The following is a 13,583-nucleotide window of genomic DNA, read 5'->3' on the forward strand; positions in this document are numbered from 1 at the left end:
CAACTATTAGAGGAATCTATGGCGTATATCCAGCTCAAAACCCCCATCCCTGGCCCCAAAAGCCAGGAACTCCAGGCCCGCCGGGCTGCCGCCGTCTCGAGCGCGCTGGCCCAGGCCAACCCCATCGCGGTTAAGAGAGCCCACGGCTCGCTGGTGGAAGACGTGGACGGCAACACCCTCGTTGACCTGGCCGGTGGCATTGGCGTACTGGCCGTGGGGCACACGCCCCAGAGCGTGGTGGAAACCCTCAAAGCCCAGGCCGACGAACTCTTGCACATGTGCAGCATCGTGGCCAACTACGAGCCTTATGTGGCGGTCTGCGAGGCCCTGAACCGCCTGACCCCCGGCGACTTCCCCAAAAAGACCCTTCTGGCCAACGGCGGGGCCGAGGCGGTGGAAAACGCCGTGAAGTTTGCCCGCCGCTACACCGGACGCCCTGGGATTATCGTCTTCGAGGGGGCCTACCACGGGCGCACCAACCTGACCATGGCCATGACCAGCAAATGGGGCCTGTTCAAGAAGGGCTTTGGCCCCTTCGCCCCCGAGGTCTACCGGCTGCCGGTGCCCAACCTCTACCGCACACCGCCGGGCATGACCCCCGAGGAATACGTAGACTGGGCCTGCTGGAACCTGGAAAACGCCCTTACCGCGCACATCGACCCCTCGGCCCTGGCGGCCATCGTGATAGAGCCGGTGATTGGCGAGGGGGGTTTTATCCCGGTGCCGCACAAGTTTTTGCGCAAGATTCGCGAGGTCTGCGACCAGACCGGGGCGGTGATGATCGCCGACGAGATTCAGTCGGGCTCGGGCCGCACCGGAAGGCTCTGGGCCATCGAGCACAGCGGGGTGGTGCCCGACCTGCTCATCAGCGCCAAGAGCCTGGGGGCCGGCCTGCCCATCAGCGCCGTCACAGGCCGGGCCGAGATTCTGGACAGCCCCCACGTGGGCGGGGTGGGCAGCACCTACGGCGGCAACCCACTGGCCTGCGCGGCGGCCCTCGAGGCCCTGCGAATCCTGACTTCGCCGGGCTTCCTCGAGCAGGCCCAACACATCGAGCGGATCATCCGCGAGACCTTCACGCCCTTGCAAAAAGAAATCCCGGTGCTGGGCGACGTGCGCGGGCTGGGGGCCATGATGGTGCTCGAGTTCGTCAAAGACCCCACAACCAAAGAACCCTGGCAGGAGTTCGCCATGGAGACCATCAAGCTGGCCTCCCGCCGCGGGGTGATTCTGATCCGGGCCGGGCTCTACACCAACTGCATCCGCTTCCTGCCCGCCCTCGACATCCCCGAAGCCATGCTGCGCGAGGCCCTGGGGGTGGTGGCGGGGGCCATCCGCGAGACCTACCAGACCCTGGCGGTGGGGGCCTGAGTCCAGCATGAACTGGCCCGAGGCCATCCGGCAGGCCCACGCCCGCCTGCGGCCCCACGTGCGCGAGACGCCGCTGGAGCTTTCGCCGGCCCTTTCCCAGACCACCGGGGCCGAGGTCTACTTGAAGCTGGAAAACCTTCAGCACACCGGTAGCTTCAAGGTGCGGGGGGCCCTGAACAAGCTGCTCTCGCTATCCCCCCAGCAACTGCAACAAGGCGTGGTAGCGGCCAGCAGCGGCAACCACGGGGCGGGGGTGGCCTTTGGCCTGGCCAAGCTGGGCGCGCGGGGCCTGGTCTTCGTGCCGGAGGGGGCCAGCCCCACCAAGCTCGAGGCCATCCGGCGCTATGGTGCAGAGGTGCGGTTCTACGGGCAGAGCGGCGACGACACCGAAGCCTACGCCCGGAGCTACGCCGCCCAGCACGGCCTGACCTACATCTCGCCCTACAACGACCCTGAGGTGATCGCCGGGCAGGGCAGCATCGGGCTGGAAATCGCACAGCAGCTATCCCAGCCCCCCCAGGCCGTTTTCGTGACGGTGGGGGGCGGGGGGATGATCTCCGGCATCGCCGCGTACCTTAAGTCGCTCAACCCAGCAACCCAGATAATCGGCTGCCAGCCGACAAACGACGCGGCCATGTGGGCCTCGGTGCAGGCGGGGCGCATCGTGCGCCTCGAGGCCCAGCCCACCCTCTCGGACGGCAGCGCGGGGGGCCTCGAGGCCAGCACCATCACCTTTGAACTGTGCCGAACCCTGGTGGACAACTGGGTTACAGTGAGCGAGGAAGAAATCAAGGCCGCCATGCGGCTTTTTATCGAGACCCAGCACCAGCTTCTGGAAGGGGCCGCCGGTGTGGCCCTGGCCGCTTTGCTCAAACAGGCCGCGCACTACCGGGGGCAGCGGGTGGTGGTGGTTATCTGCGGGGCCAACATCGGGCTATCGGCCCTGCAAACGGTGCTGTGTTAGTTGCGCGGGCACACACCCAGACGGTATCTTGACGAAAAAAGGAGCCAACCATGCGAACGATTCTTGCGCTTGTGGTAGCCATGTCCCTGGCCTGGGCCCAGAACCAGACCCTCCAGCTTTACACCTGGACCGACTACATTGACCCCAGTATCGTCAGGGACTTCGAACAGGCCACCGGCATCAAGGTGCGCATCACCTATTACGAGTCCAACGAGGAGATGCAGGCCAAACTCCAGGCCGGGGGCGTGAGCCAGTTCGATCTGGTGGTACCCTCGGATTTTATCGTGCCGGTGCTGATTAACCTGAAACTGCTGCAACCCCTGGACAAGAGCAAAATCCCCAACCTGAAAAACCTCGACCCCAAGTTTGCCAACCCGCCCTACGACCCCGGCAACCGCTACACCGTGGGCTATTTGTGGGGCACGGTGGGCCTGATGTACCGCACCGACATCTTCAAAACCCCGCCTGCCTCCTGGAGCGTGCTCTTCGACCCCAAAGAGCAGAAAGGGCCCTTTACCCTGATGGACTCCCCGCGCGAGATGCTGGGCATTGGCCAGCGCTACCTGGGCCTCTCGGTCAACAACACCGACCCCGCCCAGGTTCGCCGGGTGATAAACACCCTTCTAGCAGCCAAGCAAAGCCGCAACTTCAAGGGCTTCCAGGGTGGGGTCTCGGCCACCAAGTTGCTCCTGGCCAACCAGATTGTGGCGGCGGTAGTCTACAACCAGGATGCCCTGCGCACCGCCGAGGGCAACCCCCGCTACGGCTTCACCATCCCCCGCGAGGGCAGCACCCTGTTTATTGACAGCATGGCTATCCCGGCCAAGGCTCCCAACCCCGAGGCCGCGCACAAGTTCATCAACTTTATTCTGGACGCCAAGATTGGGGCCCGCCTGGCCGAGTACCAGCAGTCGGCCACCCCCAACGCCGCAGCCAAGAAGCTCTTGAAGCCCGAGATGCTCAAGAACCCCGCCATCTGGCCCACCGAGGCGCAGATGAGGGTGCTCGAGTTCATCCTCGACCAGGGCAGCAACAACCGCGTGCTGGACGAAGCCTGGACACGGGTCAAAAGCCGCTAGCCCAAAAATATGACCGAACTCCTCCAAAGCCCCGATAACCGCTTTGCCGTGGTGCAGTCCGAGCCCTGGATGGCCGAGGCCCTCGAGGCCATCCAGCAGGCTTCCTTTCCTTCGCTGGCCAAAGACGAGCTCATTACTGCCGAGCATTACCGGGCCCATATGCAGGTCTTCCCCGAAGGCCAGCATGCTGTAATCGAGCGCGAGACCGGCCGGGTGGTGGCCTGCTCCACCGACCTCTGCACCCAGGTAGACTTTAGCCACTTCCAGCACCGCTACCTCGAGGCCGTAGGCGGCAACTGGCTGACCACCCACAACCCCAGCGGCGACTGGCTCTACGGCGCCGACATTGGCGTGCACCCCGACTACCGCGGCCTGGGCCTGTCTACCCTGCTCTACACCGCCCGGCAAAACCTGGTGCGCCGCCTGGGCCTCAAGGGCCACGTGGCCGGGGCCATGCCCAAGGGCTACGCCCCCTTCCAGCGCGACCTTGCCATAGAACAGTACGTGCAAAAAGTGGTGCGCGGCGAGATGTTCGACCCGGTGCTCTCGGTACAGCTCAAGCGGGGCTACTGTGTGTGGGGCATTATGCCGGATTACCTCGACGACCCCAGTTGTGGCAACTACGGGGTGTTTATCGTGTGGCGGAATCCGGAGCGGTTGCTATCGTAAGGCAAAGATGAAATGAATTCATGGCACGCAAACTCCCTAACTTCCAATCCGGTTCGCCTCATCAAACTCGGTTCGTTCGCAGTTGATATTCAGTTATACACAGTTTGGTTCATCTTTTAGGAAGCGAACATGCTATCAAAAGAACAAACCCTGGCCTTGCTCAAGCAAAACCGTGCCCACCTCTCCGACGTTTATGGGGTACAACGGATTGGTGTGTTTGGGTCGTTTGCCAAAGGACAACCCACGGACGAAAGCGATGTGGATCTGGTCGTGGAGTTTGAGCAACCCATTGGCTTTAGGTTCGTTGAGCTGGCCGAGTATCTCGAGGGATTAATAGGTCGCCAGGTGGATATACTCACGCCGGCAGGCATACAGGGGATTAGGGTAGCCCCCATTGCCAAGGACATTGCTGAGAGCATCGAGTATGTCTGAGCGAGCGAAATGTAATTTCTCAAGCAGCATAAAAGAGGACATCAACACGAACTGGGCTGCTAGGGATTGTGTGTAGCGAGCCTCGAGCCCCCCAAAGCCATACAATAACCCCATGCCCCAGCACCTCCTGTTTGGCGGTAACATCCTCTCCCCTACCCTTGAAGGGTCAGGCTACGTTCTAAAGCCCCTCGAGGCCCTCCTCATCCGCGAAGGCAAAATCGCCGCGGTGGGCAGGCTCTCGGAGGTGGAGCACCTGACCACCCCCGATACCCAGCGCATCCACCTGGAAGGCCGCACTGTGTTGCCGGGCTTCAACGACGCGCATATTCACGTCTGGAAGGTGGGGCAGCTCCGCACCACCCTGCTCGACCTGCGGGGGGTGCCCAGCCTGGAGGAACTCTACCGCCTTGTGGAGGCGCGGGCCAAAACGCTAAAGCCCGGCGAGTGGCTGTGGGGGCGCGGCTGGAACGAGGCCCTGCTGGCCGAGAAGGCCATGCCCGATAAGGCCGCGCTGGATCGGCGGGCCCCCCACAACCCGGTGCTGCTCACCCGCACCTGCGCCCATATCCACGCGGTTAACTCGCAAGCCCTACAGCTCGCGGGCATCACCCCCGAGACCCACGTGCCGGGCGGCGAGATTAATTTCGAGCAGGGCATCCTGTACGAGACCGCCTACGGGCTGGTGTTCAGGGCCATGGGCGAGCCCAGCCAGGCCCAGTACGAGCACTGGATTCGGGCTGGCCTGGAATATCTGCAGAGCCTGGGCATCACCAGCGCCACCGACCCGGCCGTAGACCCCCCGCTCTACGCGGCCTACCGGGCCCTAGACGCCCGCGGTGAGCTGCCCATCCGGGTTAATCTGCTCTACATCCGCCGCCCGGACGGGGGAAGCGAGACCTTCCCGCTGCCCGAGAAGCACCGTTCGGACTGGCTGCGCTGCGACTCGGTCAAGTTTTTTGCCGATGGGGGCCTCTCGGGGGCCACGGCGGCCATCTCACAGCCGTATAAAACCCTCGAGCCCCCCCAGTACGGCATCCTGCGCTTCGAGGAAGAGGAGCTGCTCGAGCTGGCCCAGGAAGCCCACCGCGCGGGTTTTCGCATTGGCACCCATGCCATTGGCGACCGGGCGCTGGATCAGGTTTTACGGGTCTACGAGCGGCTGTACCAGGAAGCGCCCGGCCCGCGCCACCGCATCGAGCATTTCGGGCTGGCCGGCCCCGAGCACCTGCACAAAGCCCGCCAACTGAGGGTTATCGCCGTGCCCCAGCCCATCTTCCTGCGCGAGCTGCGGGCCAACTACCAGCGCTACGTACCCGACGCCTGGCTGGGGCGCTGCTTCAACCTGCGGGCCATGTTCGAGGCGGGCCTGACGGTGGCCTTCAGTTCCGATGGGCCGGTGGTGCAGCAGGTGGAGCCGCTCAAGGGCCTGCAGGCCGCTCTGCGGGAGCCTTTGGTGGAGGGCAACCAGGTGACCCTCGAGCAAGCCCTCTGGGCCTACACCGTGGGCGGGACCGTAGCCCAGGGCGACGGGGCCAACCGGGGGACTTTAGAGGTGGGCCAGTGGGCCGACCTGGTGGTGCTCGAGGGCGACCTGCGCGACCCCTATAGCCTGAGCATTTCCCAGACGGTAGTGGGCGGAAAGGCGGCCCCATGACTATCCGCCCATTACAACCCCAAGACCTACCCGCCTACTTTGCCCTCCGCACGGCCCTGTGGCCCGACAGCGCAGCCGACTTCGAGCTCGAGGTAAGCAAAATCCTGAACAACCATCGCCTCGCCAGCTTTGTGGCCGAGCAAAACGGGCAGCTTGTTGGCTTTGTGGAGGTTTCGCTCCGCGACTATGCCGAGGGTTGCGAGAGCAGCCCGGTGGGCTATCTGGAGGGCTGGTACGTCGTGCCAAAGCACCGCAAGACCGGCATTGGGCGCCGACTGGTGCAGGCCGCCGAAGACTGGGCCAGGGCCAGGGGCTGTAGCGAGATGGCCTCCGACAGCGAGCTATCCAACACCCCGAGCCACCAGGCCCACGCGTGTCTGGGCTACCAGGAAGTTGAGCGCATCGTCTGTTTTCGCAAATCGCTATAAAGGAGAGGCGCCATGCCCCACACCGCAACCATAGACCGCAACAAAGTCAGGGCCTTGATGCAAGCCGAGCAGCAGCGCTTTTCCGAGCAGCACCCGCATTCGCAGGCGCTCTACCAGCGCGCCCAGCACTCTCTCCTCGCGGGCGTGCCCATGCACTGGATGACCCGCTGGCCGGGGGGCTTCCCCATCTTTGTGGCTGAGGCCAGGGGTGCTACTTTCCGCGATGTGGACGGGCACGAATACATTGACCTCTGCCTGGGCGACACCGGGGCCATGACCGGCCACTCCCCCGCCGCCGCGCTACCAGCCATTGCCGAACAGCTCCACAAGGGCATCACCACCATGCTGCCCAGCGAAAACGCCTTCTGGGTGGCCGAGGAGTTGCAGCGCCGCTTTGGCCTGAAATACTGGCAGTTTGCCCTCTCGGCCACCGATGCCAACCGCTTTGCCCTCCGGCTGGCGCGGGCCATCACCGCCCGGCCCAGGGTGCTGGTCTTCCACGGCTGCTACCACGGCACCGTGGACGAGGCCTATGCCTGGCTGGTAGAGGGCAAACCCGCCAGCCGCCCCGGCAACATCGGGCCGCAGGTAGACCCCACCCTCACCACCAAGGTGGTGGAATGGAACGACCCGGAGGCCCTGGAAGAAGCCTTGCGCCCCGGCGACGTGGCAGCGGTGCTGGCCGAGCCGGTGATGACCAACGTGGGCATCGTGCAGCCTGCCCCCGGCTTTCATCAGACCCTGCGCGAGCTCACCCGCCGCTACGGCACGCTTTTGATTCTGGACGAGACCCACACCCTCTCGGCGGGGCCGGGCGGCTATACCCGCGCCCACGGCCTCGAGCCCGACATGCTTACGGTGGGCAAGCCCCTGGGCAGCGGCATTCCCAGCGCCGCCTACGGCTTTAGCGAGGAAGTGGGCCAGCGGGCCCAGGCGGTCATCCAGCCCCCCTACGCCGATACCGGCGGGATTGGCGGCACCCTGGCGGCCAACGCCCTCTCGCTGGCGGCCATGCGGGCCACCCTCGAGCACGTCCTGACCGAGGCCGCCTACCAGCACATGATCGCCCTGGGAAGGCAGCTCGAGGCCGAGGTGCAGGAGGTGATGACGCGCTACCGCCTGCCCTGGCACGTCACCCGCGTAGGCTGCCGGGTCGAGTACCTCTTCCGCCCCAACCCCGCCCAAAACGGCAGCGAGGCCCTGGCCGGCCAGGACCCCGACCTCGACCCCTTCATCCACCTCTTCATGCTGAACCGCGGCATCCTGCTCACCCCCTTCCACAACATGACCCTGATCTCGCCCGAGACCACCGCGGCCCAGGTGCGGCGGCATACCGAGGTGTTCGAGGAGGCGGTTAGGGCGCTTATCGGGTAGCCTCAATCAGCGCACCCGCGGATGTGCAATCAAGCGATCGGTTGAGTGTTCCCAACTCGGCTCTTGCGGTCAGAAATCCACTACCTCAATGTCAAATCCGTGAGGTGAGGCAGGGTTTTCAGTAATACGCAGCCCTTTTATGGTCGACTGACCACCATAGTAGGTAAACCGCACCCCTAGTGGCTGTTTATCAGGCAGACACCTCCAAGTTAGGTCGACCTCTGCGAAGTTACGCACGGAACCATCAAAACCAAGAATATAGCTGGTTCGCCTGGGCTCAGGGTTCGGGTCTGGAATGCGCACAGGCTGGCCTGGTGTCAGGCGTACTGAGTCGGCTCTACCCTCTGTTCTGTACAGGTAGCCAATACTCGTTATTTTTTGGTTGTTGGTGGTCAGTTCAACCCCCGAACATACCCCTTTTGATGTGTATTCCGCTTCAGTAACAGACACATAGTAACTCAACTGCAACTGGCAGCTTGTTGCAGCAACGGCCAGGAGGGGAAACAGCCGGTAGAACTTCATCTTCACCACCCATCTAAGTACATGCCGTTAGAACAGTCCGAGCCATCCTACATGCGCACTAGGGCGGCGGGGGCGTATACCTGAACTGCTCAACGATTATCTCCAAGCTTTCGGGTTTGGAGGCATCTTCCTTGACTCTAAGCCGTATTCGCGGGAAATTTGCTATCGGAACAACAAAGTCTACCCTCACCACTGACTTATCAGGTAAACACCTGAAAGCAAGGGAGAGTGGCACGTTGGTTTCGACCTGACCCCCTACAAGGAAGCTGTACTCGGTGGTTTGGGTTGGCGCGTCTATTTCCAGTGGGGGGAGGTTGGGTCCAACAAAACCAATATGCTTCAAATCCGGTGGGGCGGTCTGCAGTGAAAATCCCCTATCTGTAAGGGTTGCAATGGAAAACTTCTGACAGACCCCAGCAGGTTCGTAACGAATATAAGCAGGAGTAGCCACGTAGGCCCGTAGGTCACAGCCGGTCACAATGGCCAACAAAACCAATGGCACAAACAAGCGAAGCAACACCGCCTTTACCTCCTGAACATCCCAAACGCCCCGCTGTAATAGCTGGCCATGTCGGTAACATTAACAAAAGTGCCGTCTAAGAAACCTTCCTTACCCCTTGAAATCCACAGGAGCACGTTCGCTGAAAACCAGCCCTCGTGCACAATATAAGCCTGGGACATAGCAAAGTGGCCTAAAGTGCCCTGCCCGTACATCGCAATCACCGGCTCATTGTCTCGCCCAATCTTGCCACGCGCTATATCGCGCACGCGCCAGGTGTGTTGACTGAAGTCTATCCAGGCGATGGGAATTGCCACAACAGTCCATCCCGTGGCCGCGTAGACTATATTCACCCAGGCTTTGTGGCTCCCCCGCATCTCCCAGTTTTTCCCTTCCGCACTCGCCCTATCCCGAATCCAGTTGTTTGCACCTGGGATCATGTTGGTGTCTCGGGTAAGACCTTGATCTGAGTTCTGAAACCACAACGACCAACGACCAACGACCAACGGATGAAAAACGCATAGCTGAATTCACCTCCATAGTCCAGGCTACATTTTGGGCAGCCTGCCTCAGTTTAGTTCGTAGCGGTGCATTTTAGCAACCTACTAAGCACTAAATATACTTGGTTTATTTTGTAATGAACCCCTCGTCTTTTGTTTGTGCAAGTGCAGTTTCAGAAAATGACCTGAGCCCTCCACAGTTGTTCAACGGGCAAGTCTGGCCTGATGAGGCTTGCAGGTTTGAGAGAGGGTGGTGTGTACGCAGTTGGGTTTCCCAACACCCTCCCGAGCTTCGTCCCGAACCATCGGAGCCCCTACCGGGTGGGTTGTCCTCCCCTGAAGACGGATTCATCCATCACTTCTGGGGGGTCGAAGACCAGCTCGAGCATCTCCGACTGAACCATGGTTTTGCTCCCAACAACCCCTCGGTAGTACAGCAGCAGCCCCGATTCCATATCTATCGCCAGCTCGTAGTAGTCGCACACCAGCCACCAGTCGTCTGGCACACCCCACCATCCCACCCAGAAAATTGCGTCTTCCTCTTCATCGGTGATGCGGGGCACCCCCCGAACCAACACCGCAGGTCGGCCCAGGTGGCTACACTCCCCCAGCACCTCGAGCTTCAGGTCCTTGGCCATTGGGCGCAGGTAGAAATGTTCGTTGACTATGGTCAGGTTGGGGTGCCGGGCCCGGACATTGACCGGATCGCAATAGAAGGCATCGGCGGGATCTTGGCTGCGGCAGCGATAAACATCCTCCATGCTCACCACGCTTCTATTCAGTTGATTCTGGGGATCGAGCAGAGGTTTTAGAATCCGTTCCACCTCTTCGTTAATCTCGTCACTCGTCTCATCTACTGAAATTTCTATACCCACTTGCGGGGGTCTGATTGCTGCCCGTGCATGCTTTATTTCCCGCAACATGCTGGCTGCTAGGAACTTCATTCCCTCTCGCCGCAGTTCCTCTCTCTGCCGCCTATCTATTTGTGTTTTTACCTGCCCATGTTCATCAAAGTACTTCTCCACATCTTTATAAAAAGCCTCGTCTGAGTGCCCTTGGAATCCCGATTCGTGGCTTGAATACCTGAGCGATTTGGTTCTGTATCCCACACCCGGCTTGAACCAGAACTGACTCTCGATAACGTTTTTGCCAGGTGGGCGAAGTTTAACTTCTAAATTTCGCTCTGCCGCTCCACTCTGATACGGCGTAATTTTGTCGTTGTCACGAGGCAACCGAGCTGTTGTAACAGCCCATAGGCCGGTATCCTCTTCCCAACGAATCTTGTAGTACACTCCCGTGGCGGGGAAATGAAAGAGTGGTGGGCTGAGCATTCGCAGAACAACATCCTGCGTGGCGTACGTTCTTGTATCATTCATTCGGGTTTCTCTCTATGAAGTACGGTGGTTTTCCTTTCAAGGCTCAGTTCTCTGCTTTGAACCGTTCACCGGTGGTGGATCGCTCACATAAATTCGCAGGGGAGATGCGTGAATTTTGGTCAGGTGAGGGTATATGTACGCTGCTCGCAATTATTCACGTACCTAGATCAAATCCCCAGCGCCAGATAGGCATCCCATGCAACCGGCAACCCCAAAACTAAGGCAGGTCTCCGGGGTTTACCATACGCGTGATTTTGAGCTTACTGGGTTGCGAAGCGTCCTCCTCTATTCTTACGCCAAAGTAGCTGCTCTGGTAGCCCACCCCCTCGTACCGCCGATGCTCGACCTGGCCATCCGGCAAGCAGTGGAAGTCGAACTCCATTGTGATCCCTGACCGTGACCCACCAATCGAAGAGGCGTATCTCTTTCCTGGCGTGGGCAATATGAATGTTTTTTCGTCTTGGGGGTAAACTACCGACTCTATTGTGCCGTAATCCAAGGGGTATATAGCAAGCGCAACGATCTGTCGCCTGTAATCCACCACCTTCAAACCCTGGCACAGCCCCGTTCCCAGATAGACCAACTCCACTGGACTAGGTCCTCTGGATATCAAATCAACGTCGCAACCGACAAGGGCGGCCGTTGCGATAACCATAAGTAGAAACCTTTTCATCGTTTGCCTCATCTCGCAGTGGTTCCACCATATCCCAGGATATATGGGCGACTTTCTACTTCTTGTATATTGCCCAGCCGCCACCATATATGTCCCATCGGTTGGTTATGTTCCATCGGTTGGTTATGTTCACCCAACCGGTGATTCCTATCCCTTCACTTCCCCAGAAACCGTTTGGATACGCTTGAAAATTGGTATTGAAAACCAAATCAAGACCCCCTCGGTTGCCATTGGGGTTGTTTACAACATTACCGTTATCGTCGGTGTACTTTCGACCCCTACCATTGACCCAGACGTTCACGTCCACATAAAAGGGGTTGGCGTAGTTCCTGTATGCAAACACGGGGGCGTAGTGCCCTCCTTTGTTGCCCGAGTTGTAGAGGGCAATGTAGGGCTCACCGTTGGTGTAAATGGCATAGCGGGTTTTATGGTGAACATCCCAGGTAAACTGGTTGAAACCCGAATCGAACGCTTTGCCAACAGTTACAACCTGCGTAGGAAGAAGTAGGTTGGTCCAGTCGAAGAAGCCGTAGCCACGAAGTTCGTATCTGTCGGCAAGGCCGCCATTCACCGCCGCATAACGGTTAGAAAGCTCATCGAGCCAGGCGTTAGCACCCCTCTGGAAACTCGGGGGATCAATTAGGGTGCCCCCCATAAACTCGCCCGCACCCATCAGTTGGGAAATATATGGTTGGTACACGTTTTCGCTGGCACTTATGCCCGCCGCTGGGACAGGGCGGTTGAGGTCGCGGGCCAACTCGACATCCGAGCCATAAAAACGGCTCAGCAGGTCACGCACACGGTTGACTCCCTGGTTGGTGCGGAAGTACCACCCCATCAGGCGGGTAAAGGTTTGCGCCCCGCATCCATTCACGTAGTGATTGCTGGCGTAGCCTCCAACCAGCGGGTTGTAGTACCGAAGACCCCACTTGGAGCCTGGCCCCATCGGTTGTTGAGAAAAGTAAAATGGGGCGGAGTAAACGTATTGCTGGTTACCCCAGCTCTCGTTAAGTAGCTGAGCTTGGAGCCGCGGATCGTCTTTTGGATTGTCCCAGTTCGGAATGGTTTCGTTCTGCCCATACCCTGCGATATGAGAAAAAACACTGATACTGCAAAACCAGCCCACGCAGGTTTTGTAATCGTTCTGGGCTCTGACCGCCGAACTCTGGGCCGAGGGTCTGACTTGTTGAACCGCTTCCAGTATCCGGGCAAGGTCTAGGGTCCCTTGGGCAGTCGCATACGATGCTACATCTATGTTGTCTGCCGAGCCGGGTGTAACCTTGCTGTTGTTGGTCACCAGTGCCCAGGCCTGCTTGGTCTGACGCACCAGTTCGGGATCGGAATCGAAAAAACGTTTGAGCGACTGGTAGGTTTTCCGATCTTCACTAAGGCGCTCGGCTGAAACCACCTCGAGCTTCCACACGTCCCAGTAGCGACCAAGCCTGTCTTCAAGGTATAGAACAGCACCGTAGGGAGAAACAAGACGGCGATACGAGCCAGCGAGTTTGCGAACCTTGCCAAGATTCTCTACCAATCCGCCATCGAACTGGAAGTTGTAAATGCCGCGAATGTCCGACCCCCCTGTTCCGTATACAGTGTAGGAGGAGCCAGGCTTATAGGTGCTCACGGCATCCCAAATGCTGGCCCAGTTGCTGGTTACACCCTGTGCTGCGACGGTCAGGTGGTAGAACGGAGCGCCCAACAAATCGTACACCTTCTCAGTCACGAGTTGCAGGTTATTGGCTGCCTGCGCATTTACAGCACCTGTCTCCAACAAATCTTTTAGAGCAAGGGCTTGACCAACCACAACGGGAATCTCTTCGACTTCACTACCTGGGTTAGAAACTGAGGTTTGTTTTTGCGTCTCGCACGCCGCCAGCAACAGAACTAGCCCAACGACCAACGACCAACAACCAACGACCAAAAGATAAAACACGCATAGCTGAATGCACCTCCATAGTCCAGGCTACATTTTGGGCAGCCTGGCTCAGTTTAGGTTGGATGCGCAGGTATGGTCAATCGGATAATCACTATATAAACTT

The 13,583-nt window shown here is 59.7% G+C and carries 13 protein-coding genes; 8 read left to right on the forward strand and 5 right to left on the reverse strand.

Going from position 1 to position 13,583, the window contains the following annotated elements; genetic code table 11:
• Positions 1-18 precede the first annotated feature (18 nt).
• The 8 genes from Q0X18_RS13035 (at position 19) to Q0X18_RS13070 (ending at position 7,971) form a co-directional block, all read left to right on the forward strand.
• Positions 19-1,371: an aspartate aminotransferase family protein gene (locus Q0X18_RS13035; protein WP_297563261.1), complete on the forward strand. Its 1,353-nt coding sequence runs from the start codon at positions 19-21 to the stop codon at positions 1,369-1,371.
• A gap of 7 nt (positions 1,372-1,378) precedes the next feature.
• Positions 1,379-2,335 (forward strand): threonine/serine dehydratase, encoded by a 957-nt coding sequence (locus tag Q0X18_RS13040; protein ID WP_297563262.1) that lies wholly within the window; start codon positions 1,379-1,381, stop codon positions 2,333-2,335.
• A 50-nt stretch (positions 2,336-2,385) separates the two neighbouring features.
• Positions 2,386-3,414, forward strand: coding sequence for a PotD/PotF family extracellular solute-binding protein (locus Q0X18_RS13045; protein WP_297563263.1), 1,029 nt, complete (start codon positions 2,386-2,388; stop codon positions 3,412-3,414).
• Between the two features lie 9 nt (positions 3,415-3,423).
• Positions 3,424-4,083, forward strand: coding sequence for a GNAT family N-acetyltransferase (locus Q0X18_RS13050; RefSeq protein ID WP_297563264.1), 660 nt, complete (start codon positions 3,424-3,426; stop codon positions 4,081-4,083).
• 129 nt (positions 4,084-4,212) lie between these two features.
• A complete protein-coding gene (locus tag Q0X18_RS13055) occupies positions 4,213-4,515 on the forward strand; it encodes a nucleotidyltransferase family protein (RefSeq protein ID WP_297563266.1) in 303 nt (100 codons plus the stop codon).
• Between the two features lie 112 nt (positions 4,516-4,627).
• Entirely contained in the window at positions 4,628-6,169 is a 1,542-nt protein-coding gene (locus Q0X18_RS13060) for an amidohydrolase (protein ID WP_297563267.1), read from the forward strand.
• On the forward strand, positions 6,166-6,597 hold the full coding sequence (aac(6'), locus tag Q0X18_RS13065) for an aminoglycoside 6'-N-acetyltransferase (RefSeq protein WP_297563269.1): 432 nt from the start codon (positions 6,166-6,168) through the stop codon (positions 6,595-6,597). The genes Q0X18_RS13060 and aac(6') overlap by 4 nt, the downstream gene beginning before the upstream one ends.
• 12 nt (positions 6,598-6,609) lie before the next feature.
• On the forward strand, positions 6,610-7,971 hold the full coding sequence (locus Q0X18_RS13070; protein ID WP_297563270.1) for an aspartate aminotransferase family protein: 1,362 nt from the start codon (positions 6,610-6,612) through the stop codon (positions 7,969-7,971).
• Positions 7,972-8,040: 69 nt separating this feature from the next.
• Here the strand turns inward: Q0X18_RS13070 and Q0X18_RS13075 are convergent, their stop codons facing one another.
• The 5 genes from Q0X18_RS13075 to Q0X18_RS13095 form a co-directional block, all read right to left on the reverse strand.
• Positions 8,041-8,493 (reverse strand): hypothetical protein, encoded by a 453-nt coding sequence (locus tag Q0X18_RS13075; RefSeq protein ID WP_297563272.1) that lies wholly within the window; start codon positions 8,491-8,493, stop codon positions 8,041-8,043.
• Between the two features lie 525 nt (positions 8,494-9,018).
• A complete protein-coding gene (locus Q0X18_RS13080; protein WP_297563274.1) occupies positions 9,019-9,309 on the reverse strand; it encodes a hypothetical protein in 291 nt (96 codons plus the stop codon).
• 497 nt (positions 9,310-9,806) lie between these two features.
• Positions 9,807-10,316 (reverse strand): hypothetical protein, encoded by a 510-nt coding sequence (locus Q0X18_RS13085; RefSeq protein WP_297563276.1) that lies wholly within the window; start codon positions 10,314-10,316, stop codon positions 9,807-9,809.
• A 769-nt stretch (positions 10,317-11,085) separates the two neighbouring features.
• Entirely contained in the window at positions 11,086-11,541 is a 456-nt protein-coding gene (locus tag Q0X18_RS13090) for a hypothetical protein (RefSeq protein WP_297563278.1), read from the reverse strand.
• A 55-nt stretch (positions 11,542-11,596) separates the two neighbouring features.
• Positions 11,597-13,477 carry a hypothetical protein gene (locus Q0X18_RS13095; RefSeq protein ID WP_297563280.1) on the reverse strand — a complete coding sequence of 627 codons (1,881 nt, stop codon included), beginning with the start codon at positions 13,475-13,477 and terminating at the stop codon, positions 11,597-11,599.
• Between the last annotated feature and the right edge of the window lie 106 nt (positions 13,478-13,583).

Origin of the sequence: Meiothermus sp. (assembly GCF_026004075.1) — a bacterium.
GTDB lineage: Bacteria > Deinococcota > Deinococci > Deinococcales > Thermaceae > Meiothermus.

Bases quoted from the DNA above. Each gene is read 5' to 3' on its own strand.
- Q0X18_RS13075 (WP_297563272.1), bottom strand. From the start codon at position 8,493: ATGAAGTTCTACCGGCTGTTTCCCCTCCTGGCCGTTGCTGCAACAAGC.
- Q0X18_RS13060 (WP_297563267.1), top strand. From the start codon at position 4,628: ATGCCCCAGCACCTCCTGTTTGGCGGTAACATCCTCTCCCCTACCCTT.
- Q0X18_RS13040 (WP_297563262.1), top strand. From the start codon at position 1,379: ATGAACTGGCCCGAGGCCATCCGGCAGGCCCACGCCCGCCTGCGGCCC.
- Q0X18_RS13090 (WP_297563278.1), bottom strand. From the start codon at position 11,541: ATGAAAAGGTTTCTACTTATGGTTATCGCAACGGCCGCCCTTGTCGGT.
- Q0X18_RS13050 (WP_297563264.1), top strand. From the start codon at position 3,424: ATGACCGAACTCCTCCAAAGCCCCGATAACCGCTTTGCCGTGGTGCAG.
- Q0X18_RS13070 (WP_297563270.1), top strand. From the start codon at position 6,610: ATGCCCCACACCGCAACCATAGACCGCAACAAAGTCAGGGCCTTGATG.
- Q0X18_RS13035 (WP_297563261.1), top strand. From the start codon at position 19: ATGGCGTATATCCAGCTCAAAACCCCCATCCCTGGCCCCAAAAGCCAG.
- Q0X18_RS13045 (WP_297563263.1), top strand. From the start codon at position 2,386: ATGCGAACGATTCTTGCGCTTGTGGTAGCCATGTCCCTGGCCTGGGCC.
- Q0X18_RS13055 (WP_297563266.1), top strand. From the start codon at position 4,213: ATGCTATCAAAAGAACAAACCCTGGCCTTGCTCAAGCAAAACCGTGCC.